We start from the raw sequence: 23,289 nt of genomic DNA on the forward strand, positions 1-23,289 counted from the left end.
GTGTCGGCCGCCCCCGCCGGCCGGCCGTCGCCGGCGCAGGAGCGCGTGGCCGTCGGACCGGTCAACCCGGTCGCTCCGGCGCTGAGCTTCGGCGTCATGACCCAGGGCGACGCCCGCGTCGTCAACGACGAGAACGACGGCACCATGGCGGTCGGCGGGAACATCTCGTTCGGCAACTACCAACTCGCCAACAACACCGTCGGCTCGTTCGTCGCCCCCGGGGACAGCCGGCCGACGGCACTCGTGGTGGGCGGCCGGATCGACTTCGCCGGCAGCGTTCCGGGCAGCCGGCTCCAGGTGCTCTCCCAGGGGTACGCCAAGGTCGGCAACCTCGCCGGCACCTTCGTCCGCGACACCGACGACAACGGCGCCGCTGTCAACACCCGGCTCCTGCCCAGCGACGACTACGACGCCTTCCCGCGGGTCGAGCTGACCGTCCGGCAGCCACCGGCGAGCGTCGGCCCCACCGCGCCGATCAACTTCGCCGCCGCGTTCGAGGAGTTCCGGTCCACCGCGTCGGCACTGGCCGGTTGCGCGAACACTGTGGTGCTCCGCACCCCCGAGGGGACCGTCCTGCCCCGCCCGGTCCCGCCCGGCAGCAACGCGGTGGTGTCCCTGACCAGCGGCGTCACGAACGTGCTGAGCATCAGCGCCACCGACCTGAACAACATCGACACGCTCACCTTCGCCGACCGGCCGACGTCGACCACGCCGTTGCTGATCAACGTGGACACCTCGGCGTCGGCGACGCGCTGGACTGGAACGCGCCGAACTTCTCCGGCATCGGCGGTGAGGAGGCCCGGTACATCCTGCTCAACTTCCCGACCGCGACCCGGCTCACGCTCACCGCCGCAGCGCGCACCGTGGAGGGCAGCATCTACGCCCCCAACGCCGAGTTCTCGGACCGGTCCGCCGCCAACACCGAAGGAAGCGTGATCACCCGGACGCTCGACCACCGGGGCGGCGAGATCCACTACTTCCCGTTCAGCGCCTCGCTGACCTGCAACGGCGGCGGCGACGCGGGCATCGCCGTGGTCAAGTCGTCGCCGACCGGGCTGATCAGCACCGTCGGGCAGCAGGTGCCGTACTCCTTCGAGGTGGTGAACACCGGCGGCGTCCGCCTGACCGACGTCAGCGTCATCGACGTGCAGACGCCCCCGTCGTCGAACACCGGCCTCGGCCCGATCACCTGTCCGGCCACGGTGCTGGACCCGGGCGCGTCCATCACCTGCACCGCGACGTACACCGTCACGCAGGCCGACCTCGACAACGGCGGCGTGTCGGACACCGCCACCGCCCGGGGCGTCCCGGCCGGCAGCCAGACACCGATCCTGTCCGATCCGGATTCGCTGACGATTCCCGCCGACGAGCCGGAGGCCGGAATCACCGTGGTCAAGTCCTCGACCACCGTCGCGATCACGCGGGCCGGCCAGGAGGTCTCCTACCGCTACGAGGCGGTCAACACCGGCGGCGTCACACTCACCGGAGTCACGATCAACGACATGCTCCTGCCGCCGGCCAGCCGGAGCAACCTCACCGCCATCACCTGTGGACCGGGCGACGTGCCGAACGGCAGGGTCACCCTGGCGCCGGGGGAGTCGGTCGAGTGCCGGGCCACCTACACCGTGTCCGCGGCGGACTTCGCCGAGGCGGTGCTGCTCGACGTCGCGACCGCCACCGGCACCCCGCCGAGCGGGCCGGTGGTGGTCTCCGGCCCGTCCGCGCAGGAGGTTCCGATCCTGCACCCGGCGGTCGCGATCACGAAGGCCGTGACGCCGACGACCGTGTCCGCCGCCGGTGAGGTCGTCACGTACCGGTTCACCGTCACCGACACCGGCAACACCACGCTGACCGGCGTCGCCGTCGAGGAGACCGCGTTCTCCGGCAGCGGGCGGCCGTCGGCGGTCACCTGCGACGCCACCGCGCTCGCGCCGGGGGAGAGCGCCACCTGCACCGCCACCTACGCGGTGACCGAGGCCGACATCGCGGCCGGAGGGATCACCAACACGGCTGTCGCGGTCGGCACCCCGCCCACCGTTCCCGGGCAGCCGGCGCCGGGGCCGGTACGCTCCGAACCCGCCTCCGCCGCGGTGACCGTCAGCGGGGGCGCGGCGATCGCCCTGGAGAAGTCGGCCGAGCCGGCGGAGGTGCACCGGGTCGGCCAGCAGGTGCGGTACCTCTTCCGGGTCACCAACACCGGCTCGGTGCCTCTCACCGCTGTCACCGTGACGGACACGCAGGTGCCGCCGGCCGACCCGGCGAACCTCGGACCCGTCACCTGCGGGCCGGACGCCACTCCCAACGGCGACCTGACGCTCCAGCCGGGGCAGAGCATCACCTGCACCGCGACCTACACCGTCGCGGAGGCCGACGCCGGGCGGAAGTGCCTCACCGACACCGCCACCGCGACCGGCACGCCCCCGTCGGGCCCCGCGGTCGTGTCGCCGGAGGCGACGTTCTGCGTCCGGGTGGCGATCGAGCACGGGCCGACGCCCGGTCCGAGCCAAGGAGGCCAGCACGGCAAACTGCCCGTCACCGGTAGCTCCTACCTGGTCCCGCTCTCGATCGTCGGCGGGCTGGTACTGCTGGCCGGAGCCGCGCTGATCGTGCTGACCCGATTCCGTCGCGCCGACGGGTGACGCGGGTGGACCCACCGCCCGTCGCCGCCGGGGCGACGGGCGGTGGGCCGAGGCTCAGACCTCGGTCAGCCGGATCGCGTCGGCGATGACCAGGCCGGCGGCAGAGCTCCACCGGCTGACCGCCACCCGGTTGGCGTCCCCGGCCGGCAGCGTGAACGTGCCGAGCGAGCGCCACTGCCCGCCGGTCGCCCGCTGGTCGACGGTGACCGTCCTGTTGCCCGTGGTGGTGGCGACGATGTACGGCGTGGCCGCGTTGTAGCCCGCGTTCGCCGGCCACCACGCGTCGACCCGGTAGTTGCCGGTGCGCGGGACGTTGAACTTGTACCAGGCGGCGTCGCTGGCGGCGACCGGGTCCGCGTACCGGTAGTCGGCGCCGTAGCGCTGCCCGGAGTACGTCGAGGTGCCCCAGTTGGCGCTGGCGGTGAACCGGCCCGCGGTGGCGTTGTCCACTGTCGACGTCCAGCCGGTGCCGCCGCCGGCCATCTTGGCGGCCACGTCGGCGCGCATCGTGTTCAGGTCGATGAAGGACGGGTCGATCTTGCCGGTGGTGCTGGTCTCCCGGTGCCCTCGCGCGTAGCTGGAGTCCCGGCCGAGCCGCTTGAGCACGGCGGCGGTGGCCGCGATGCTGGCGTTGTACTGGGCGGTGGTCATCCGCTGGTCGACGCCGTTGTAGTCGATCTCCCAGCCGATCATCAGGGTGTTGCCGTCGCCGGCCGGGATGGGGCCGCTGCCGCCGCTGGTGCCGGCGTGGTTGCACCGGCCGGCCGAGATCACGTGGAACACGCCGTGGTAGTCCACGAGCGCCTGGCAGAGCGGGCCGGGCAGGTCGGACCGGCCGTTGATGCAGATGTTCAGCGCCGGGTGCGGGTTGGTGGCGCTGGAGGTGGCCGCGGTGTGGTGCCAGAGCACGCCGATCGGGTCGAACGAGCCGGAGCGCATCCGGTTGAGCCAGTCGCCCTCGACCACGACCTGCACGCCGGCGGCCCGCAGCACGTCCACGAGCCAGGGAATGGTGGCCATCACTGCTCCCGGAGGAGGTCGGCGAGGCACTCGGCCTTCGGCGCCGCGAGCGCCGCGCCCGGGCGGGCGGCCACTGTCAGCGCGGCGGCCAGCAGGGCGGGGACGCCGAGCAGACCTCGGCGTCGCAGACGGGGGGAACGTGACGTGGGCATGGCGCTCCTCGGGTGACGGCGCTTCACAGATCGACGCATGTGAGTGGAGGCACGCTATCCCGGCGCCGGGCGGTTGTCGATACCCTTCAATGATCGTTTCCATTGTGAAAACTTTCGCCACGACCATCTGTCGTCATCCGTCGATGCGTGGTAGAAATCCTGCCCATGTCTCGCCGTCGGGCGAGGAATCCTTCACAGGAGGGGCGCCGATGAGAGCGATCGCCACGGCCCTGACACTTCTCGCCGTGGTCGCGACCGCGGCACCGGCCACCGCGGCGGCCCCGGTCGAGGCGGACGCCGCCGTCGCCGCTGTCGCACCGCAGCCCGGCACGTTCACCGGCAAGGGCTTCGACACCTGCACCGCGCCGTCCCAGTCCGCGATGGACGCCTGGCTGACCGCGTCGCCGTACCGCGCGGTCGGCGTCTACATCAGCGGCGCCAGCCGCACGTGCGCCCAACCCAACCTGACCGCGACCTGGGTGGCCGACCAGACCCGCAAGGGCTGGCGCCTGATCCCCATCGAGCTGGGCTACCAGGCGCCGTGCGGCACCCGTACGCCGCAGATGTCCGCCGACCCGGCCACCGCCCGCGGGCAGGGCAGGACCGCGGCGGACAGCGCGGTCGCCGCCGCGGCGGCGCTCGGCATCGGCGCCGGCAGCACGCTCTACAACGACATCGAGCAGTACCCGTCGACCGCCGCCTGCCGGGCCGCGGTGCTCTCCTTCCTCTCCGGCTGGGTCGAGCGGCTGCACACGCGCGGCTACCTCGCCGGCATGTACTCCAGCGGCTCGTCCGGCATCAAGGACGTCTGCGACGCCTACCACGACACCCGGTACCTGCGCTTGGACCAGGTCTGGATCGCCTGGTGGAACGGCGTCGCGGACACCGGCGGGGGCACCTACTGCGCCGCCGACCGCTACGCCGACCAGCAGCGCCTGCACCAGTACGCCGGGGACGTCACCGAGACGTGGGGCGGCGTGACCATGAAGATCGACCGCAACTACCTCGATCTCCGGGCCGGCGCGACCACGCCCACGCCCACGCCGTGGAGCGTGACAGTGGACAACGGCACGGCGGGCGGGTTCACCGCCGGCGCGGCGTGGGGGACCTCGGCGTACTCCGGGCAGCGGTACGGCGCCGACTACCGCTTCGCCACGCCGACGCCGGCGAGCGACGTCGCCTGGTATCGGGCGACCCTGCCGGCGACGGGCAGCTACGAGGTCTCGGTGTGGTACCCGGCCGACCCCGGCTACAACGACCGCACCCCGTACCTGGTGGCCACCACGACCGGTAACCGGACGGTGGCTGTCGACCAGCGCGCCGGCGGCGGACGCTGGGTCTCGCTCGGCGTGTTCACGCTCGCCGCCGGGACCGGCGACAAGGTCGGGGTGAGCCGCTGGAGCGCCGGCACCGGGTACGTGGTCGCCGACGCGGTCCGCATCACCCGGGTGTGAGCCGCCGGACGTGAGCCGGTCCCGCCCTCGGCGGGACCGGCTCACCCGGGCTCAGCTCAGGTGCGCCAGCAGGGCCGTGGCCATGCCCTGCTCGCCCCGGGCGTTCGGGTGGAACGGCGCGGCGGAGTTCTGCGGCACCAGCCCCTCCACCCAGCGGGTCCCGCTGCTCTTGCACGCGTCCCGGCCGATCGACGGGGTGTAGACGTCGGCGTAGCTCGCCCCGCCCGCCGCCGCGGTGTCGGCGAGCATCGTGTTGAGCGCCTTCTGGACGCCGCGCAGGTACGGCACGTCCTGGTAGGCGATCGGCACGACCGGCCAGCAGCCGTACCCGCTGTCGGGCAGGATCGCCGGGTAGCCGAGCACCACCACGCGCGCGTTCGGCGCGGCCTGGCGGACCGCCCGCAGCACCGCTGTCACCTTCGGCGCGGTGGCGGCGACCCGGGCCCGCAACTGGTCGGTGCCGCCCGCGGTGAACCGGTCCTTGCAGGGCGAGCCGAGCGGGCTGCTCACGCTCGCCTCGGCGCAGTCGCCGATGATGCCGGAGAAGCCGATGTCGTTGCCGCCGATCTGCACGGTCACCAGCGCCGTGCTGGAGGTGACCGCGTTGACCTGCGGCGGCAGCGCGATGCCCAGCGCGCCGTCGCCGCCGTACAGGATGTCCTCGGTGGTGGCCCCGGAGCAGCTCACGTCGGCGAACGACGACGAACCGGCGGACGCCGCGACCAGGGACGGGTAGTTGCGGTTGGAACGAAGGCAGTTCAGGTCGACCTGGGTGGGCACGAGCGGGGCGGAGGTGTAGGAGTCGCCGAGCGCCACGTACCGGCCGGTGGGCGCGGCGGCGACGGCGGGTGCGGTGACCGCGAGCAGCACGCCGGCGGTGGCCGTGGCGACGGCGGCGAGTCTCGTGGCGGTCCGCATCAGCGGCAGGCGGGGACGGTTCATGGGGCCCTCCCGGAGGGGTCCTGGTGGTGGTGCTGGGATTCTGTCCACGCCTGTGACGCACGTCAATATAGACAGGGCTCACTAAAACGTGTCCCGGGATGTGGTCCGGCCCCGCCCGGCGAGGGGTCGATCGGGCGGCTTGCGATGTTGCGTACGTCACACTTTTCGGCGGCTCCGGGGCCGGGTGCCGGAAGCCTGCCGATGGGTCGATTCGTTGCGGCGCAACGCTCCCCGGCCCCGTCGCCGCTGGTGGGCGGCCCGGAGCCGGAATCGCGAAGGCACGCACCGGAGCCACCCCGGCACGGCTGGTGAACGACCGATCGAATGTCGGCGATCCTGGATTTGCAGCCGTCATTACGCTGCGAAGTGGTTGATCGCCGGAACCACGGACGACAGGTGGAAGAACCTCAGATGAGTGACAATCACCCTCCCTACGGAGGCTATCCGGACCCGAACGCCGGAGCGTGGGGCAACCAGCCCGACCCGAACGCCCCGTACGGCGCCCAGCCGGCCTCCGGCGCGCCCTACGGTTCGCAACCGGCGTCAGGTGCGCCCTACGGCTCGCCGCCGGCCTCCGGCGCGCCCTACGGAACGCAGCCGGCCTCCGGCGCCCCGTACGGCGCCCAGCCCGCTTCCGGCGCGCCGTACGGGGCGCCGCAGCCCGCGGTGTCGTACCCGGGGCAGGCCGGCTTCCCGCCGCCTGCCGCGCCCTACGCGCCCGGCACGCCCCAGGGCGGCGGCGGCAAGAGCAAAGGGCTGATCGTCGGCCTCGCCGCCGGCGCGGTCACGCTGACGCTGCTCTGCTGCGGCGGCGGGCTCGCCTACGTCGCCTTCAACGGCGACGAGGAGGACCCGAAGCCGGCGGCCTCGGGCAGCGCGAGCCCCGGCCCGGACAGCAGTCCGTCCGCCACCCCCAGCGCGGGCGGGCCGGAGTCGACCGGGCCGGACGGGCCCACCAACAACGATTCGATCACCGCGCGGTACGCCAGCGAGATGTCCGCGGTCTGCGACGGGGGAGCGATCCTCAACGCCGCCCCGTACACCGCGCCGGCGGGCTCGAAGGCGTACGTCTTCTCCAACTCCCCGGACCGGCCGACGTTCTGGTCGCAGAAGACGGTCAGCTCGGCCAAGCCGTACTACGCCAAGTCGGCGGACTTCGCCACGGTCTCCGTCATCGGCTGCCTGAAGATGGTCGAGGGCAGCGAGGGCACGCCGAAGAAGTGCCAGTACAAGAACAGCGAGGACAAGGCCGTCACCGTCGACTACATCTCGTCGCGGTACACGCTGACGTTCCACGCCGCCAAGACCGGCGAGAAGGTCGGTGACGGCGGCACGGTGCCGGCCCCGGCCGCCCGCTGCCCGAGCTTCATCTCCTACAACAAGGTGACGATGAAGTCGTACGCGTCGCCGGACAGCGGCACCATCGAGGCCGCGCTGGACCGCTTCCTGCGGTAACCGACGCCGCCTGCGCTACGGAGCCGGCCGGCCGGGGTGATACCCGGCCGGCCGGCTCCGTCATGTCACGCCCGGCTCAGAAGTCGTCGTCGAACGTGACGCTGCCGGTCACCCCGACCTGGTACGCCGACACCCGCCGCTCGAAGAAGTTCGACAGCTCCTGCACGTCCTGCAACTCCATGAACGCGAACGGGTTGGCGCTGCCGTACATCGGGGCGATGCCGAGCACTGCCAGGCGCCGGTCGGCCACGTGCTGGAGGTACGCGCGCATGTCGGCCAGCGACATCCCCGGCACGCCCTGGCCCAGCAGGTCCGCGGCGAAGCTCACCTCGCACTCCACCGCCTCGGCCAGCATCTCCTTGACCTGCCGCTCCATCTCGTCGTCGAAGAGGTCCGGCTCCTCGGCGCGTACGGTCTCCACCACGTCGAACGCGAACGCCATGTGCATCGACTCGTCCCGGAACACCCAGTTGGTGCCGGAGGCCAGCCCGTTGAGCACGCCCCGGGAGCGCAGGAAGTAGACGTAGGCGAACGCGCCGTAGAAGAACAGGCCCTCGATGCACGCGGCGAAGCAGATCAGGTTGAGCAGGAACGCCCGGCGGTCCGCCCGGGTCCGAAGCTCCCGCAGCTCGAAGATCGAGTCGATCCACCGGAAGCAGAACTCGGCCTTGCGGGCGATCGACGGGATGTTCTCCACCGCCGCGAACGCGGCGAACCGCTCCTTCTCGTCCGGCACGTACGTGTCCAGCAGGTTCAGGTAGAACTGGACGTGCACCGCCTCCTCGAACAGCTGCCGGGACAGGTAGAGCCGGCCCTCCGGGGAGTTGACGTGCTGGTAGAGGTTGAGCACCAGGTTGTTCGCGACGATCGTGTCGCCGGTGGCGAAGAACGCCACCAGCCGCGACACCAGGTGCCGTTCGGCCGCCGACAGCTTCGCCAGGTCGGCGAGGTCCGAGTGCAGGTCCACCTCCTCCACCGTCCAGGTGTTCTTGATGGCGTCCTTGAACCGGTCGAAGAAGCGCGGGTAGCGCATCGGCCGCAGGGTCAGATCCATGCCGGGGTCGAGCAGCATGTGCCGGGTCGGCGCGGTGGTGGTCACTGGCATGCCTCGCAGCTCTCGGGGTTCTCCAGGGAACAGGCCGGCGCCTCGTCGTCACGCACGGCGGAGACCACGCCGGAGACCGGGGCGAGCACCGGCGCGACGGTGGCCTGCTGGATGCGGGTGGCGGGACGCGATCGCAGGTAGTACGTGGTCTTCAGCCCGGCCTTCCAGGCGTACAGGTACATCGAGGAGAGCTTGCCGATGGTCGGCGCGCTCAGGAACAGGTTCAGCGACTGGGACTGGTCGACGAACGGCGCCCGCGCCGCGGCCAGGTCGATCAACGCCCGCTGCGGCAGCTCCCAGGCGGTGCGGAACAGCTCCCGCACCGGCGCGGGCAGCTCGGTGATGTCCTGCACCGAGCCCTCGGCCCGCTTGATCCGGTCGCGGACCTGCGGCGTCCACAGCCCGCGCGCCTTCAGCTCCCGCACCAGGTACGTGTTGACCTGGAGGAACTCCCCGGACATGGTCTCGCGTTTGAACAGGTTGGACACCTGCGGCTCGACGCACTCGTAGCAGCCGGCGATGGAGGCGATGGTGGCGGTCGGCGCGATCGCCACCAGCAGCGAGTTGCGCAGCCCGTGCGCGGCGATCCGCTCGCGCAGCGCCGCCCACCGCCCGGTCTGCGCCGGCTCCGCGCCCCACAGGTCCGGGTGCAGGTCACCCTTGGCGGCCCGGGTCTGCGGGTACGCCGGATGCGGGCCGAACCGCTCGGCCAGCCCGGCGGAGGTCTCCAGCGCGGTCAGCAGGATCTCCTCCTGCACCCGGGTGGACAGCTCCTTCGCCTCCGGGGAGTCGAACGGCAGGCGCAGCGTGAAGAACGCGTCCTGCAGGCCCATCAGCCCCAGCCCGACCGGCCGCCAGCGCGGGTTCGACGCCGCCGCCTGCTCGGCCGGGTAGTAGTTGATGTCGATCACCCGGTCGAGGAACACCACTGCCGTGCGGACCGTGGCGCGTAGCCGCTCCCAGTCCACGCCGTCGGCGGTGACGTGCGCGCCGAGGTTCACCGAGCCGAGGTTGCACACGGCGGTCTCGGCGTCGTCGTTGACCTCCAGGATCTCCGTGCACAGGTTGGACAGGTGGATGACGTTGCCCGGCTCGCCGGTCTGGTTGGACAGGCGGTTCGCGGCGTCCTTGAACGTCATCCAGCCGTTGCCGGTCTGCGCGAGCGTGCGCATCATCCGCCCGTACAGGTCCCGGGCCCGCACCGTGCGGACCGCGTTCTTCTCGGCCGCCCGGTACGCGGCGTCGAACGCCTCCCCGTACAGGTCGGGCAGCTCCGGGGCGTCCGACGGGTCGATCAGCGACCACTCGCCGTCGGCCTCGACCCGGCGCATGAACTCGTCCGGGATCCAGTTGGCCAGGTTGAGGTTGTGCGTACGCCGGGACTCCTCGCCGGTGTTGTCCCGCAGCTCCAGGAACTCCTCCACGTCCGGGTGCCACGGCTCCAGGTAGACGCAGGCCGCGCCCTTTCGCCGTCCACCCTGGTTGACAGCCGCCACCCCGGCGTCGAGCGTCTTGAGGAACGGCACGATGCCGTTTGACCGCCCGTTGGTGCCCCGGATCAGCGCGCCCCGGCCGCGCACCCGCGACCAGGAGATGCCGATGCCGCCGGAGAACTTCGACAGCTTCGCCACCTGGTGGTACCGCTCGTAGATCGAGTCCAGCTCGTCGCGCGGCGAGTCGACCAGGAAGCAGGACGACATCTGGGTGTGCCGGGTACCGGAGTTGAACAGTGTGGGGGAGCTGGGCAGATAGGCCAGACCGGACATCAGCCGGTAGAAGCCGACCGCCTCGCCCGGGGTGCGGGACAGCCCGCACGCCACCCGCAGCAGCCAGTACTGCGGCGTCTCCACCACCAGCCGCGACTCCGGATGCCGCAGCAGGTAGCGGTCCGCCACCGTCCGCAGCCCGAAGTACTCGAACCGCAGGTCACCGGCCGGGTCCACGGCGTCGTCGAGCTTGCGGGCGTGGCGCGAGACGAACGCGGCCGTCTCGTCGCCGATCAGCCCCAGCCCGTGCGCGTACGCGATCGACTGGCTGAAGCTCGCCACCTGCTGCCCGCGTACCTCCTTGTCCACGTACGCGGCCAGCAGCCGCGCCGCGAGCTTCGAGTACTGCGGCTCCTCGCCGATCAGCTCCGCCGCGGTCTGAATCGACAGCCGGTCCAGCTCCGCGGTGCTCGCGCCGTCGTAGAGCCCGCTGATCGTCTTCGTGGCCACCCGCAGCGGGTCCACCTCGTCCAGGTCCGCGACCCAGCGCTCGACCGCCCGGACGATCTTGTTGACGTCCACCGGCTCGGTGTCGCCGTCCCGCTTGCGTACCCGCATCGCCAGCCGGCGGGGCTCGGACCCGCCGGCGGTGGACGGGGGACTTTCCTGCACGACCGTCATGACCTCTCCTCGCTGTCACCGTCTGGAGACGGCGGGAGACGCCAACGGGCACGGCGCACGGCCGGCCCGGCTGCTGGCGTCGGTCGTCCCGCGCGACCTCCGACCGCCGTACGCGGAGGCGCACGGCGCGCTGGCAGGTCTTCGGACTCGCGGGCCCGACCGGGGTCGCCGGTCGCCTACTGGCCGTCGCTTCCCAGGCCGGTGGCCCAGTGCTGTTGACGGCTGTCGTTCCCACTCACCGCTGCGGGGCAGTCCCGGATTCCCACCGGGTTCCCTCTTGCCTCGGCCGCGCCCGTGAAGGCCCGGCCGAACCAGCTGCGGCACCACCATATATGGCGGTGAGGGCTTCCGTGCAACACCAGATGTCGTGTCGGGCGTGTCGGAATGATCTCACCGGCCACAGTGCCCACCCCCGATTCCGGCGCGACCCGGCGGGCGCGATACTCGGCGGTATGGGGAATACCGGACGCCGCTGGGCGTGGGTGGCGGTCCTGCTCGTCGGCGTCGGGCTTCACCTGCTGGTGCTGGAGACACTGGCCGGCACCGGGACCGTCACGTTCGTACCGACGCTCATCGTGCTCGGCGCGGCCGTCGCCCCGGCCACGTTCCTGGCCTTCGCCCAGGGGCGCCCCGGCCACCGCCGGGTACCCGGCCCGGTCGTCGGCGTCGCCGCGTTCCTCGGTGGAGTGATCGGCGTCGTCGCCGCAGGCTGGCTGGAGTACGGCACGCTGCACCGGCTCGGCGTCCTGCCGATGGCGTTCGTCGGCCTGGCCGAGGAGACCGCGAAGCTGATCGTGCCGGCCGGCATCCTGCTGCTCTGGCGGCGGCACCGGTCACCGGCGCAGGGCCTGGTGATCGGGGTGGCCTCCGGCGCCGGGTTCGCCGCGCTGGAGACCATGGGGTACGCGTTCGCCGCGTTCGTCGGGTCCCAGGGCAGCCTCGGGGCGGTCGAGCGGACCCTGCTGGTACGCGGGCTCACCGCGCCCGCCGCGCACCTGGCCTGGACCGGGCTGACCGCCGCCGCGTTGTTCGCGTTCGCCGCCGCGCCCGGCGGCCGGAAGCTGGCGGCGTTCCTGCTCACCTTCGCCGCCGCCGTCACGCTGCACACCTGCTGGGACACGTTCGGCACGCAGCCCGCCTACGTGTTCATCGGCGGCGTGTCGCTGGGCTGGGTGCTGCTGCGCCTGCACCTGGACCGCGAGCGGCCCGCCCTGCCCGGCACGCCGGCGGAGCCGCCGCTGGAGCCGGCCACACGCTCCCGCTGACCCGCCCGCCTGCCCAGGTCACTGTCGCGTGACCCGTGCGGCGCCCGGCCGCGTGGGGGCGTGTCGACCGCGTTCGCCCGCCAGACTCACCCCAACCCACACCAACCGCCCGGGTCCGCCAAGCGACGCGTCGGTGGAGAGCGCCAGCCTTCCCTCCATGTGGGACCGGCGTTCCCCACTCTGGGACACGGCCCCATGATCCTCACCAGCTCGCCGAGGTGGCGGGGTCGAAGCGCTTCTGATGCCGCCACTTCGGCGAACTGGTGATGATCAAGCGCCGGGCACGTCAACCGCCCGGCGCTGTCGACCCCGACCAGCCGACGCCCGCACCGTGCTCCGCCACCGCCCGCACCGCGCTCCGCCACCGTCAGCTCGGCCGGGAACGGGCCGATGTCGGTGGCCCCGGCGTGCCTCAGCCGGGAACGGGTCGATGTCGGTGGTCCCGGCGTGCCTCAGCCGGCGGCCAGCCGGACGCCGAGCGCGACGAAGGCGACAGCGCAGAGCCGGTCGACCCGCCGCGACCAGCGGCTGTCGCTCCAGCGGCGGGCGAAGCGCCCCGCGCCCACGCCGAGAGCCAGGTCCACGGCGAGCTGCACCGCGACGAACAGCGCGCCGAGCAGCACCAGCTGCGCCGCCACCGGGCCCGCGTCGGGCCGGACGAACTGGGGCAGGAACGCCACGCTGAACAGGATCATCTTCGGGTTGAGCAGGTTCGTGAGCAGCCCGCGCCGGAACGCCCGCCCGGCGCCGCCGTCCGCCCCGCCTGCCGTCGCGCCGGGCCGGCCCGCGCCGCGCAGCGCCCGCACCCCGAGCACGATCAGGTACGCCGCCCCGGCCCACCGGATCGCGGTGAACAGCACCGGCGACGCGGCGATCACGGTGGCGAGCCCGGCCACCACGGCGGCGACGTGCACCGCCTCCCCGGCGGCGACCCCGAGCGCCGCCACCGCCCCGGCCCGCGCGCCGTACCGGGTGGCGTTGGCGAGCACGAACATCATGTCCGGCCCGGGGGTGAGCATGAGCACCACGATCGCGGCCAGGTAACCCGCGAGCGTGGCCGCCGACAGTCCGAGCACGCCTCAGCCCTCCTCGGCGCCGTCGAGCAGCGCGCGGCGCAGCGCCAGCCGGTGTTCGCGCCGGATCTGCGCCTCCCGGTAGCGCCGCCGGTCACCGTCGGTGCCGGGCAGCAGCGGCGGCACCGGCCGGGGCTGGCCGTCGTCGTCCACGGCCACCATCACCAGGTGCGCGGTCGCCACGTCCACCGGCGGCACCGCACGGTCCCAGCGGTCCGCGCTGACCTTCACCGCCACCTCCATCGAGCTACGGCCGGCCCAGGTGATCCGGGCGTCCACGTGGACGACGTCACCGACGCGGACCGCGCGCAGGAAGGCCGTCTCGTCGATGGCGGCGGTGACGGCCGGTCCGTCGGAGTGGCGGGCGGCGACCACCCCGGCGACCGAGTCGATCAGGTTGAGGATCCGGCCGCCGTGCACCGTACCCATCAGATTGGTGTGGTGCTGGTCCATGATCTGCGACAGGGTCAGGTGCGACGCCGACGGTGGTCGGCCGGTGAGGGTGATGGCATCGGTCACGGTGCGGTTCCGTCCTCGCAGAAGCGGACCGCCGACCGGACGGGGTGTGCACGCCGAGGCACGCCGACGGCTCCCACCCGGCGTGTCACCCGCCGGACCCACCCGCGAGGTCGACGGCAGCGCGCACCGGTGGTACGCGCGACGCGGGCAGGTCTTCGGACTCGCGGGCACGACACGAGGTCGCCTACTGGCCGTCGCTTCCCAGGCCGGTGGCCCAGTGCTGTTGACGGCGGTCGTTCCCACTCACCGCTGCGGGGCAGTCCCGGACTTTCACCGGGTTCCCTCTTACGACACCCGGCCGTCGCCGACCGGGTGAACCAGCGCTGCCGGCAGCCTAACCCCGCCACGACCCGCCCCCGCCACGACCCGTGTTCTGCCTCGCGGCACCGCGCCGCCGCCCCGTCTCACAGACGCGAAGGCTCGCCGGCGCGCCTGTGCCCGGCCCGCAGGCACCGTTCACACAGCGGGCCTGGGCTTCCGCCTATCGGGAAGCCCGGCGATCTTGGTGCGGAAGCGCCCCTATGGGGGCCGTTTCGTACCAAGATCTCCGGGCGGACCCGCGTCGGCGGTGACGGGTCAGGAGGCGCGGCGACGGCGGAGCAGCAGCGCCGCCACGCCGGCCACCGCCACCGCGGCGACCGCCGCACCTACCAGGAGGCCCACCGGCGGACCGTCGTCGTCGGCGCCCGCCGCAGCGTCGGCGCTCGCCGGGGAAGCGTCCGCACCCGCCGAAGCGCCCGCCGAAGCCGAAGCACCAGCCGAGACGTCTGCGGAGGCGGCCGGCGAGGGAGCGGCCGGTGACGGGGCGGCGGCCGCCGGGGGAGCGGCCGGGTCGGCGACGGTGAAGCGGTACGAGCCCTGGACCGGGTGGCCGTCGCGGGAGACCACCCGGTAGGCGACGGTGTAGGTGCCGTTGCCCAGCGGCTCCTCGATCGTCACCGTGCCGGTGGCGCCGTCCACGGCGGGCGCGCTTGCGGGCACCTGACGATCGGCGGCGTCGCGCAGCGTGATGGTGGTGAAGGCCGGGTTGAGCCGTTGCATGAACCGCAGCGTCACCTGCGTCGGCGCGGTGGTGAGCCGGGCGTCGCGCGCCGGCGTGGCCTCCTGCAGCGAGTTGTGCGCCGCCGCGGGCGTGGCCGGGACCAGCAGCAGCGCCGCGGTGAACAGCGCGGCGAGGAGTGCGGAGACGGTACGGGTACGCATGACGCGCCTTCCTGGTCGTGATCAGCCGAGCAGCTGCTGGCCGATCCAGCCGCCCTCGGGGCAGCCGGGCGGTACGGCGAACACGGCGGAGCCGATCGGGGTGGTCCACTCGTTGAGCAGGTCCCGTTCGGCCAGCCGCCGCTGGATGGGCAGGAACTGACGGGCGATGTCGGCCTGGTACGTGGCGAAGACGAGCCCGCTGTCCGCGTGTCCGTCGGCGGTCGGCGCGCCGTCGTAGTTGTAGGGCCGGCGCAGGATCTTCTGCCGGTCGTCGGTGACACGGGCCCGGGTCAGGTGCGAGAAGTCGGGGATCACGGTGAGGCCGTCCGGCCCGAGCACGGCGAAGTCGGGCTCGTCGTGCTCCGCCTCGCCGGTCAGCGGCGCGCCGGTGTCGAGGCGCCGCCCCACCGCCAGTTCCCGGTCGGCGCGGCCGAGCAGGTCCCACGTCTCCAGGTTCATGCTGATGCGGCGTACCACCAGGGTGGTGGAGTCGCGCAGCCAGTCCGGCCCGTCGGTCACCCAGACGGCGGTGTCCGCCGGTACGCCGGGCATCGGGTTCGCGGTGCCGTCGAGCTGGCCGAACAGGTTGCGCTGGGTGCGCCCGGGCTCGGCGCCGGCGGCCCGGCGGAAGCCCTGCTGCACCCAGCGGACCGTGGCGAACGGGCGGCTGTCCTTGGTCAGGACCCGTTGGGCGTGCGCGACGGTGAGCGGGTCGTCGGCGCAGATCTGCAGCAGCAGGTCGCCGCCGGACCAGCGCGGCTGCAACCGGTCGATCCGGAACGCCGGCAGGTCGGCCACCGACGTGGGCCGGCGGTCGTCGAGCCCGGCGGCGGTGTAGAGCCCGGGGCCGAAGCCGAACGTGACTGTCAGCCGGGCCGGCAGCAGGCCCAGTTCCGGCTCGGTGTCGGCGAGCGCCGGGCGACCCTGGGTGAGCCGGGCGGCGTCGTCGGAGAGCAGCCGCAGCATCCGCCCGAGCGCGGCCCGGTCGGTGCCCGGCCGCAGCGTGTACGCGACGAACGCGGCGTGCGCCTGCGGCTCGGTGGTGACACCGGACTGGCGCGCGCCGTGGAAGGGCTCGACGGCGTTGCCGATCCGGGCCACCGCGACGGTGTCGGTCGCGCGTACCCCGGAATCGCCGGACCGGGCGGCGGCGAGCGCGCCGGCGCCGGCCAGCGCGCCCCCGGCGGCCGCCGCGCCGCCGGTGAGCAGGCCCCGCCGGCTGACCCGGCGCAGGGGTGCGCCGGCGCCGGTCATGAGGCGGGGCTCGCGCCGTGTCCGGGCGCGTACGTCTCCTGGGCGCCGGTGAACGGCTTCGCCACGGCGGTGAACGTCTGGGTGCGGCCGTCGGCGAAGGTGAGCGTGACGTCGAGCTGGTCGCCGGGGCGCACCGGGCGGGTCAGGTCCATCAGCATGAGGTGGTCGCCGCCGGGCTCCAGAGCGGTCTGGGACCGGGCGGCGACCACGACGCCGCCCTGCTTCTGCCGCATCGCCATCTTTCCGTCGGTCATGGCCATCTCGTGGATCTCGGCGCGGGACACGTCGGTGCTCACCCCGGTGATGGTGACGTCGGCGTCGCCGTCGTTGACGAGCGTGGCGAACGCGGCGGTCATGCCCTTGTCGGCGGCCTTCACCCACGGGTCGCGGACCGTGAGCACGTCCGCCGCCGCGCTGGCCGGGGCCGAGGAGGGCGCCGGCGCCGGCGGTGTGGCGGTGGACGTGGCGTCGGCGGAGCCGCAGGCCGCCACGGACGCGGCCAGCAGGGCGGCGCCGATCAGGGCCGCCACGCGCGGCAAGCGGCGGCTGGTGGTGCTGGGCATGAGGTCGTCCCCTCGAAGATCCGGTGTTCGTACCGTTGGTCGGGGCGGCGCCGCGGATAGTTCCGGCCGGGGGAGTCGGTCGTGTCACATGCGTCCGGGCTTCCGGCGGCCGGGGACCGGGGAGCGCGCGGAAGGCATAATGGTTCCGGGTGTCACGTGGCGCGCCGGGCACGCGGCCGTGGCCGGAGAGGGCGCCCGGACGAGGGAGGCGGACGGTGACCCAGGCGACGACCGGGGCGACCCGCAACACCCGCCAGCGGGCCGAGGTGCTGGCGCTGCTCCGGGAGCTGGACGGCTTCCACAGCGCGCAGCAGCTGCACCAGATGCTCGTGCAGCGGCAGGCGAAGGTGGGCCTGACGACTGTCTACCGGACGTTGCAGCTGCTGGTGGAGAACGGCGAGATCGACTCGGCGCGGCTGCCCGGCGGCGAGCACCTGTACCGGCGGTGCAGCCAGAGCCGCCATCACCACCACCTGGTCTGCCGTGGCTGCGGCCGGGCGGTGGAGGTCGCCGGGCCGGCCGTGGAGCGGTGGGCAGACCAGGTCGCCGCCCAGCACGGCTTCACCGACGTCGGGCACACGCTGGAGATCTTCGGCACCTGCGACCGCTGCGCCGCCTGACCCCGCGCCGAGCGAACACGGTTTCCATTACCGAGTAGGCCCCGTCGACATCCGGCGCACGCGAAACGGCGGACGGACCCGAAGGCCCGCCCGCCGTCCGAGCGCCCGACCTGTCAGCGCAGGTGCGCCTCGATCGCCTCGATGACCCGGGGCCGTAGCTCGGCCGCGCGGATCACCGCGTCGACCGACCCGACCTCGACCGCCCGCTGGATGCTGTGCACCCGGTCGAACTCGGCGGCCACCTCGCCCAGCTTCTCCGCCCGCACCGACCCGCGCAGCTCGTCCAGCTCCGCGCTGAGCGTGGCCCGCTCCGTACCGGTGGCGGACGCCACCCGGCCCTCCAGCTCGCGTACCCGGGGATCGGCCGCGGTGCGGGCGGCGACCTCACCGGCGAACACCACGGCGGCGGCCGGCGCGCCGCCCAGCACCGAGGCGAACGACCCCTCGATCGCCAGGACGGTCATGTCCGGGTTGAGCGCCTTGGAGAAGACCACGAACGCGCCGCCGTGATAGCGCGAGATCACGCAGAACACGATCGGGCCGCGGAAGTTGACGATCGCCCGGCCGATCTCCGCGCCGTACTCCAGTTGCAGCTTGCGCATCGACTCGGGTGAGCCGTCGAAGCCGGACAGGTTCGCGAGCACGACCAGCGGCCGGTTGCCGCTGGCCGCGTTGATCGCCCGCGCGGCCTTCTTCGACGAGCGCGGGAACAGCGTGCCCGCGGTGTAGGTGTCCGGGCCGTCGGTGGGCGGGAAACCGTGCCGGGGCACCGACCGGGACTCGATGCCGAGCAGGCACACCGGGATGCCGCCGAGGTGCACGTCCTGCACCACAGCGGTCTCCGCGTCGGCCATGCCGGCCCACCGCTCCAGCACCGGGTGGTCCTGGTCCGCGAGGGCCCGCATCACGGTACGGATGTCGAACGGCTTCTTGCGGTCCGGGTTCGCGGTGGCGGAGAAGATCTCGCCGACCGTGGCGAAGTCGCTGCCGGCCACCGCGTGAGGGTAGCCGCAGACGTCCCGGTCCACCGGGTCCATGGTGACGGCCCGCCGCGGCGCGTGCTCGCCCGGCGCGACGTACGTGTGGTCGTAGTGCGCCATCAGCACGTCCCGCGCGCCCGGCAGGTCCGGCGCCCAGTACTGCGCCTGCCCGTTCGGGCCCATCACCCGGTCGTAGCCGCCGATGCCGAAGTTGTCCTCGGCGGACACGCCGCCGGAGAAGTCGAGCGACTGCTTGCCGGTGAGCACCATGGCCGAGTCGGGCGTCATGACCAGCACGCCCTTGGTGTGCATGAGCATCGTCGCCTCGGCGTTCCAGTACGGCTGGGCGCCGACGTTGATGCCCGCGACCACGATGTTGATCTCGCCGCCGTCCTGGGTGAACTCGACGATGCGTTTGAGCGCCGCGGCCACCCAGTCCATGTTCTCGGTGCCGGAGGTCATCGAGATGCGGGCGCCGGCGCTCAGCGCGTACCACTCCAGCGGCACGCCCATCCGCTGCGCCAGGTCCAGCGCGGCGATCACCCGCCGGCACTCCGGCTCCGACAGCGCGCCGAGCGACTTGGTGGGATCGCCGAGCAGCGCCACCCGGGTCACGCCCTGCGGGTGCCGGGGCGTCGGGGTGGTGACCACGCCGGCCACGATCGCCGCGCTGTTGCGGCCCTTGGGCCGGTCCACCGGCACCAGCTGGTGGTCGGCGTCCAGGTCGTGCTCGACGAAGTCGCCCAGCAGCCCGGTCAGCTCGTACGGGTAGACGGTGTTGCGGCTGGCCGCCCGCAGCACCTTCAGCCGGTACTCGTCCAGCGGCTCGACCGGCTCGCTCGGCGGCTCACCCATGTCGAGCCGGGCGTGCCCGGTGACGTCGAAGGTGATCCGCACGCCGACCTTGGTCAGCTCGCCGGTACGGCGGTCGCGCTGGCGCGCGATGAACAGGATCTCCTCCAGCTCCGCGCCCACAGTGGTGGGGCGGACCCGCCCGGCGATCAGCTCCATCTCCTCGCGGGTCAGCTCGCTCGGCGGCCACACGTAGATGACGATCCGGTTGGTCGGGAACCGCGACTTCGACGGCCGCCGCGACTGCGCCCGGCGGATCGAGTCGATGCAGGCCGCCACCGTGTCCTCGGTGGTGGGCAGCGAGACCAGGCGGCCGTCCTGCTCGCGCAGCCCGGTCAGGTCGCGTACCTGCGCGAACGCGACGAGCCGCTGGTCGGACGGGTTCTGCCGGGCCACCGCCTGGAACAGGTAGACCTCCTCGTCCAGCGACGGCAGGCGGGTCAGGTCGAACTCGCGCAGCCGTTCCAGCTGCATCCGCTGCGCGATGTACGGGTGCAGGCCGCGGATCAGGCGCTCCTCGGCCATCCCGGACTCGCCGGGACGGAACGTGAAGTGGTGGTGCATCACCGCGCCGGCGCGCCCGGCGACGGTGGTGGTGATCCGGCGCACCGACGCCGGCAGCGGGTGCGCGTTCAGCACGTCGAGCAGCGCGGCGGCGGTGGCGTCGAAGTCCGCGGGCTGGTTCTCCCAGGACAGGTAGACGTCCGCGTCGACGGCGTCGCGGTCGGCGGCCACCTCGGCCAGCCCGCGCAGCGCGTCGCCGAGCGCGTCGAACCGCACCGCGGCGGACACCACGCTCGACCCGTCCCGCCCGGCCACCACGAACGTGCAGCCACCGGCGGCACGGGTGCTGACCTCGGTGAGTGCCTTGTTGCCGTAGTACCGGCGGGTCAGCACCTCCAGCATCGTCGCGTTGTCCAGGTCGTCGCGGACCAGGCGCTGCCCGAGCAGCCGGACCAGCGGCTCGGTGCTGCGTACCATCTCGGCGACCCGCTCGGCGCGGTCCGGCGCGTCCGGGTGCGCGTCGAGGTGCCGCAGGTTCGCGCGGACCCGCGCGTAGACCCGGGCCCGGTTGCGGCGCAGCAGCGGCTGGGCGAACCAGGCGAACACCACGCCCCGGGCCAGGTCGGCGACGACCGGGAAGCGGACCTGGGTGGCCGCGACGAGGCGCTCCAGGGTGAGGCCGGCGGGCTCGCGCAGCGCCTCGTCCGGCGGCGGCTCGCGCAGCCACGAGCGCAGCAGCGCGGCGATCACCGTGGCGTCCGCGGCGGCCCGCTGCTGGGCCAGGAAGATCCGGAAGACCGCGGCCTCCAGTTCGGGGGAGCGGTCCAGCTCGGTGACGCCGTAGTGGGCGAGCGCCTTGGCCAGCCGGGCCCGGAACGACTCCGGGGAGCCGGCCCGCTCGACGTCGAGGCTCTGCAGGTAGGTGTGGAAGTACTCGCGGGCGCTGTGCACGTGCCCGGCCGGCCCGTCGTCGCCGGGGCGGTTGCGGCTCAGCTCGGCCAGGTCGGCGAAGACGCCGGCCAGCTCCAGTTCCTCGGCCAGCGGCCGGTGTCCCGCCTCGGTGGCGGCGCGCCGCGCGTCCAGGTAGTCGTCGAGCACCCGCCGCTCGTCGTGCGGGTCGACGTCGTAGCCGAGCAGCAGCGCGCACAGGTCCTCCTGGCCGCGCTCGGCCCGGGACCGCGCCGGCACGTCCGCCGGGGCGACGGGCAGGTCCAGCTCGACAGCGGGACCGGCCGGGCCGTCGGCCGCCTCGGCGTCGTCCTCCGCGAGCGGCTCCAGGCGCAGCAGCGGCGCGCCCGCCTCGACCTGGGTGCCGACCGCCACCGACGACTCCTTGAGGCGGGCCCGGAACGGCGCGCGCAGCACCGTCTCCATCTTCATCGCCTCCAGCACCAGCACCGGCGCGCCGGCCTCGACCTCCGCGCCGACCTGAAGCGGCGTGGCGACCACCAGCGCCGGCATGGGGGAGCGCACCACGCCGCCCTCGTCGCGGCTGATCCGGTGCGTCACGCCGTCCACCTCGACCAGGTGCACCGGGCCGTGGGTGTCGAGGAGCAGGCGGAACCGGGCGCCGTTGACGGCGATCTGGCCGGTGTGCCGGTCGAAGCGGTCCAGCTCGACGTCGGCGGTGCGCACGTCGCCGCCGACCTCGACGCCGACGCGGAACCGGTGCGCGCCGACCCGGGCCACCCGCATCCGGTAGGTCACGCCGCGCAGCTTCAGATCCAGCGGCCGGCCGCTGCGGTGCTGCACCTGCGGGCGTCCACCCGCCGCGGTGGACAGCAGCCGCTGCCGCTCGGCGGTCTCGTCCTCCTCGTACGCCTCGATCGCGGCGGCGGCAAGCGCGACGGCGGAGTGCCGGTGCGCGACGAGGCGGCCCTCGCCGCGTACCCGGTCGATCCAGCCGGTGTCCGCGCTGGCGTCGATCACCTCGGGCTGGTCGAGCAGGTCGAGCACGAAGCTCTTGTTCGTGGCGCCACCGGCGATGACCACAGTGGTGTTCGCCATCGCCCGGCGCAGGCGCCCCAGCGCCTCGTCCCGGTCCCGGCCGTACGCGATGATCTTGGCGATCATGGAGTCGAAGTCCGCCGGGATGGTATCGCCCTCGCTGACCCCGGTGTCCACCCGGATGCCCGGCCCGGCGGGCAGGTCCAGCCGGGTGATCCGCCCGGGGGAGGGCGCGAAGTCGCGGTCCGGGTCCTCGGCGTTGAGCCGCGCCTCGATCGCGTGCCCGCGCTCGACCGGCGGCTCACCGGTGAGCCGGCCGCCACCGGCCACGTGCAGCTGCGCCTTGACCAGGTCGAACCCGGTGGTCGCCTCGGTGATCGGGTGCTCGACCTGCAGGCGCGTGTTCACCTCCAGGAAGGCGAACAGCCGGTCGCCCGGGTGGTAGAGGAACTCGACTGTGGCCGCGCCCCGGTAGCCGACCGCCACCGCCAGGCGCTCCGCCGATGCCTTCAGCTCCGCCACCTGCTCCGGGGCGAGCACCGGCGACGCGGCCTCCTCGATCACCTTCTGGTTGCGCCGCTGGACCGAGCAGTCCCGTACCCCGAGCGCCCAGGCGGTGCCCTGACCGTCGGCGATCACCTGCACCTCGACGTGCCGGGCACCGGTGACCAGGCGCTCCAGGAACACCACGCCGCTGCCGAACGCCCGCGCCGCCTCCTGGCTGGTGCGCTCGTAGGCGTCGGCCAGCTCGGCGTCGCTGCGGATCACCCGGATGCCGCGCCCGCCGCCACCCGCTGTGGCCTTGAGCATCAGCGGGTAGCCGATCGAGGCCGCCGCGCGCAGCGCGTCCTCCAGGCTCTCCACCGCGCCGCGGCTCCACGGCGCGACCGGAACGCCGACCTCCTCGGCGATCAGCTTCGCGCCGATCTTGTCGCCGAGCTTGCGCATGGCGTCCGGGCTGGGCCCGACGAACGTCACGCCGATCTTCTCGCACAGCTCGGCGAACGCCGGGTCCTCGGCCACGAAACCCCAGCCCACCCAGGCGGCGTCCGCGCCGGTCTCCACCAGCGCGCGTTCCAGCGCCTTGAGATCGAGGTACGGGCGGGCGGACGCGGGGCCCAGGTCGTAGGCGACGTCCGCCTCGCGGACGAAGGTGGCGGTACGGTCGACGTCGGTGTAGAGCGCGACGGTCTCGATCCGGGTGCCGGTCTCCGCGGCCAGTTCCCGGACCGCGTGGATGAGCCGCATCGCGGCCTCACCACGGTTGACGATGGCGACACGGCTGAACACGTGACCGTCCCCTTCGGTAGACCCACGGTGGCGCGCCGGGCGCGGCGATGCCCCCGGCTTGCCTC

16 protein-coding genes, 1 pseudogene and 2 riboswitches are annotated in these 23,289 nt (G+C 73.3%); of the genes and pseudogenes, 6 read left to right on the plus strand and 11 right to left on the minus strand.

Annotated features, from left to right (window positions below):
• Nucleotides 1-96: 96 nt before the first annotated feature.
• A pseudogene (locus ACSDG8_RS29520) lies at nucleotides 97-678 on the plus strand (choice-of-anchor A family protein); the annotation flags it as partial.
• Nucleotides 679-782: 104 nt separating this feature from the next.
• Nucleotides 783-2,639, plus strand: coding sequence for a DUF7507 domain-containing protein (locus ACSDG8_RS29525; protein ID WP_439428080.1), 1,857 nt, complete (start codon nucleotides 783-785; stop codon nucleotides 2,637-2,639).
• A gap of 54 nt (nucleotides 2,640-2,693) precedes the next feature.
• On the opposite strand, the gene ACSDG8_RS29530 is transcribed toward ACSDG8_RS29525, so the two are convergent.
• Entirely contained in the window at nucleotides 2,694-3,659 is a 966-nt protein-coding gene (locus tag ACSDG8_RS29530; RefSeq protein WP_210895297.1) for a golvesin C-terminal-like domain-containing protein, read from the minus strand.
• Entirely contained in the window at nucleotides 3,659-3,811 is a 153-nt protein-coding gene (locus tag ACSDG8_RS29535) for a hypothetical protein (RefSeq protein WP_210895296.1), read from the minus strand. The genes ACSDG8_RS29530 and ACSDG8_RS29535 overlap by 1 nt, the downstream gene beginning before the upstream one ends.
• A gap of 209 nt (nucleotides 3,812-4,020) precedes the next feature.
• Between ACSDG8_RS29535 and ACSDG8_RS29540 the strand changes: the two genes are divergently transcribed.
• Nucleotides 4,021-5,265 carry a glycoside hydrolase domain-containing protein gene (locus ACSDG8_RS29540; RefSeq protein ID WP_210895295.1) on the plus strand — a complete coding sequence of 415 codons (1,245 nt, stop codon included), beginning with the start codon at nucleotides 4,021-4,023 and terminating at the stop codon, nucleotides 5,263-5,265.
• A gap of 51 nt (nucleotides 5,266-5,316) precedes the next feature.
• Here the strand turns inward: ACSDG8_RS29540 and ACSDG8_RS29545 are convergent, their stop codons facing one another.
• Complete coding sequence (locus tag ACSDG8_RS29545) at nucleotides 5,317-6,207, minus strand: SGNH/GDSL hydrolase family protein (protein ID WP_210895294.1); 891 nt, start codon at nucleotides 6,205-6,207, stop codon at nucleotides 5,317-5,319.
• 411 nt (nucleotides 6,208-6,618) lie between these two features.
• Here ACSDG8_RS29545 and ACSDG8_RS29550 point away from each other — a divergent pair, with 411 nt between their 5' ends.
• The gene (locus tag ACSDG8_RS29550) at nucleotides 6,619-7,662 is read left to right on the plus strand and encodes a hypothetical protein (protein WP_210895293.1); all 1,044 of its coding nucleotides are present in this window, start codon (nucleotides 6,619-6,621) and stop codon (nucleotides 7,660-7,662) included.
• A gap of 76 nt (nucleotides 7,663-7,738) precedes the next feature.
• Here the strand turns inward: ACSDG8_RS29550 and ACSDG8_RS29555 are convergent, their stop codons facing one another.
• Nucleotides 7,739-8,767 carry a ribonucleotide-diphosphate reductase subunit beta gene (locus ACSDG8_RS29555; RefSeq protein WP_210895292.1) on the minus strand — a complete coding sequence of 343 codons (1,029 nt, stop codon included), beginning with the start codon at nucleotides 8,765-8,767 and terminating at the stop codon, nucleotides 7,739-7,741.
• Nucleotides 8,758-11,154, minus strand: a complete 2,397-nt coding sequence (locus ACSDG8_RS29560) for a ribonucleoside-diphosphate reductase subunit alpha (protein ID WP_210895291.1) — start codon at nucleotides 11,152-11,154, stop codon at nucleotides 8,758-8,760. Before ACSDG8_RS29560 ends, ACSDG8_RS29555 begins: the two co-directional genes overlap by 10 nt.
• A gap of 115 nt (nucleotides 11,155-11,269) precedes the next feature.
• A riboswitch (cobalamin riboswitch) is annotated at nucleotides 11,270-11,486 on the minus strand.
• Nucleotides 11,487-11,606: 120 nt separating this feature from the next.
• Between ACSDG8_RS29560 and ACSDG8_RS29565 the strand changes: the two genes are divergently transcribed.
• Nucleotides 11,607-12,419 carry a PrsW family intramembrane metalloprotease gene (locus tag ACSDG8_RS29565; protein ID WP_210895290.1) on the plus strand — a complete coding sequence of 271 codons (813 nt, stop codon included), beginning with the start codon at nucleotides 11,607-11,609 and terminating at the stop codon, nucleotides 12,417-12,419.
• A gap of 452 nt (nucleotides 12,420-12,871) precedes the next feature.
• Here the strand turns inward: ACSDG8_RS29565 and ACSDG8_RS29570 are convergent, their stop codons facing one another.
• From ACSDG8_RS29570 to ACSDG8_RS29590, 5 genes are all read right to left on the minus strand, one after another.
• Nucleotides 12,872-13,495, minus strand: coding sequence for a LysE family translocator (locus ACSDG8_RS29570; RefSeq protein ID WP_210895289.1), 624 nt, complete (start codon nucleotides 13,493-13,495; stop codon nucleotides 12,872-12,874).
• Nucleotides 13,496-13,498: 3 nt separating this feature from the next.
• Nucleotides 13,499-14,011 (minus strand): acyl-CoA thioesterase, encoded by a 513-nt coding sequence (locus tag ACSDG8_RS29575; RefSeq protein ID WP_210895288.1) that lies wholly within the window; start codon nucleotides 14,009-14,011, stop codon nucleotides 13,499-13,501.
• Between the two features lie 129 nt (nucleotides 14,012-14,140).
• A riboswitch (cobalamin riboswitch) is annotated at nucleotides 14,141-14,348 on the minus strand.
• Nucleotides 14,349-14,587: 239 nt separating this feature from the next.
• Complete coding sequence (locus ACSDG8_RS29580; protein WP_210895287.1) at nucleotides 14,588-15,214, minus strand: copper resistance CopC family protein; 627 nt, start codon at nucleotides 15,212-15,214, stop codon at nucleotides 14,588-14,590.
• Nucleotides 15,215-15,235: 21 nt separating this feature from the next.
• A complete protein-coding gene (locus tag ACSDG8_RS29585) occupies nucleotides 15,236-16,468 on the minus strand; it encodes a Dyp-type peroxidase (RefSeq protein WP_210895286.1) in 1,233 nt (410 codons plus the stop codon).
• Nucleotides 16,465-17,031: a copper chaperone PCu(A)C gene (locus ACSDG8_RS29590; RefSeq protein ID WP_210895285.1), complete on the minus strand. Its 567-nt coding sequence runs from the start codon at nucleotides 17,029-17,031 to the stop codon at nucleotides 16,465-16,467. Before ACSDG8_RS29590 ends, ACSDG8_RS29585 begins: the two co-directional genes overlap by 4 nt.
• A 215-nt stretch (nucleotides 17,032-17,246) precedes the next feature.
• On the opposite strand from ACSDG8_RS29590, the gene ACSDG8_RS29595 reads away from it, so the two are divergent.
• Complete coding sequence (locus ACSDG8_RS29595; protein ID WP_210895284.1) at nucleotides 17,247-17,651, plus strand: Fur family transcriptional regulator; 405 nt, start codon at nucleotides 17,247-17,249, stop codon at nucleotides 17,649-17,651.
• Nucleotides 17,652-17,764: 113 nt separating this feature from the next.
• On the opposite strand, the gene ACSDG8_RS29600 is transcribed toward ACSDG8_RS29595, so the two are convergent.
• A complete protein-coding gene (locus tag ACSDG8_RS29600; RefSeq protein WP_439427456.1) occupies nucleotides 17,765-23,224 on the minus strand; it encodes a carboxyl transferase domain-containing protein in 5,460 nt (1,819 codons plus the stop codon).
• Between the last annotated feature and the right edge of the window lie 65 nt (nucleotides 23,225-23,289).

Origin of the sequence: Micromonospora sp. LA-10 (genome assembly GCF_051853095.1) — a bacterium.
GTDB lineage: Bacteria > Actinomycetota > Actinomycetes > Mycobacteriales > Micromonosporaceae > Micromonospora > Micromonospora echinospora_A.

Excerpts from the sequence above, each read along its gene's own strand:
- ACSDG8_RS29530 (WP_210895297.1), bottom strand. The coding sequence starts at position 3,659 with ATGGCCACCATTCCCTGGCTCGTGGACGTGCTGCGGGCCGCCGGCGTG.
- ACSDG8_RS29535 (WP_210895296.1), bottom strand. The coding sequence starts at position 3,811 with ATGCCCACGTCACGTTCCCCCCGTCTGCGACGCCGAGGTCTGCTCGGC.
- ACSDG8_RS29540 (WP_210895295.1), top strand. The coding sequence starts at position 4,021 with ATGAGAGCGATCGCCACGGCCCTGACACTTCTCGCCGTGGTCGCGACC.
- ACSDG8_RS29545 (WP_210895294.1), bottom strand. The coding sequence starts at position 6,207 with ATGAACCGTCCCCGCCTGCCGCTGATGCGGACCGCCACGAGACTCGCC.
- ACSDG8_RS29550 (WP_210895293.1), top strand. The coding sequence starts at position 6,619 with ATGAGTGACAATCACCCTCCCTACGGAGGCTATCCGGACCCGAACGCC.
- ACSDG8_RS29555 (WP_210895292.1), bottom strand. The coding sequence starts at position 8,767 with ATGCCAGTGACCACCACCGCGCCGACCCGGCACATGCTGCTCGACCCC.
- ACSDG8_RS29560 (WP_210895291.1), bottom strand. The coding sequence starts at position 11,154 with ATGACGGTCGTGCAGGAAAGTCCCCCGTCCACCGCCGGCGGGTCCGAG.
- ACSDG8_RS29565 (WP_210895290.1), top strand. The coding sequence starts at position 11,607 with ATGGGGAATACCGGACGCCGCTGGGCGTGGGTGGCGGTCCTGCTCGTC.
- ACSDG8_RS29580 (WP_210895287.1), bottom strand. The coding sequence starts at position 15,214 with ATGCGTACCCGTACCGTCTCCGCACTCCTCGCCGCGCTGTTCACCGCG.
- ACSDG8_RS29585 (WP_210895286.1), bottom strand. The coding sequence starts at position 16,468 with ATGACCGGCGCCGGCGCACCCCTGCGCCGGGTCAGCCGGCGGGGCCTG.
- ACSDG8_RS29590 (WP_210895285.1), bottom strand. The coding sequence starts at position 17,031 with ATGCCCAGCACCACCAGCCGCCGCTTGCCGCGCGTGGCGGCCCTGATC.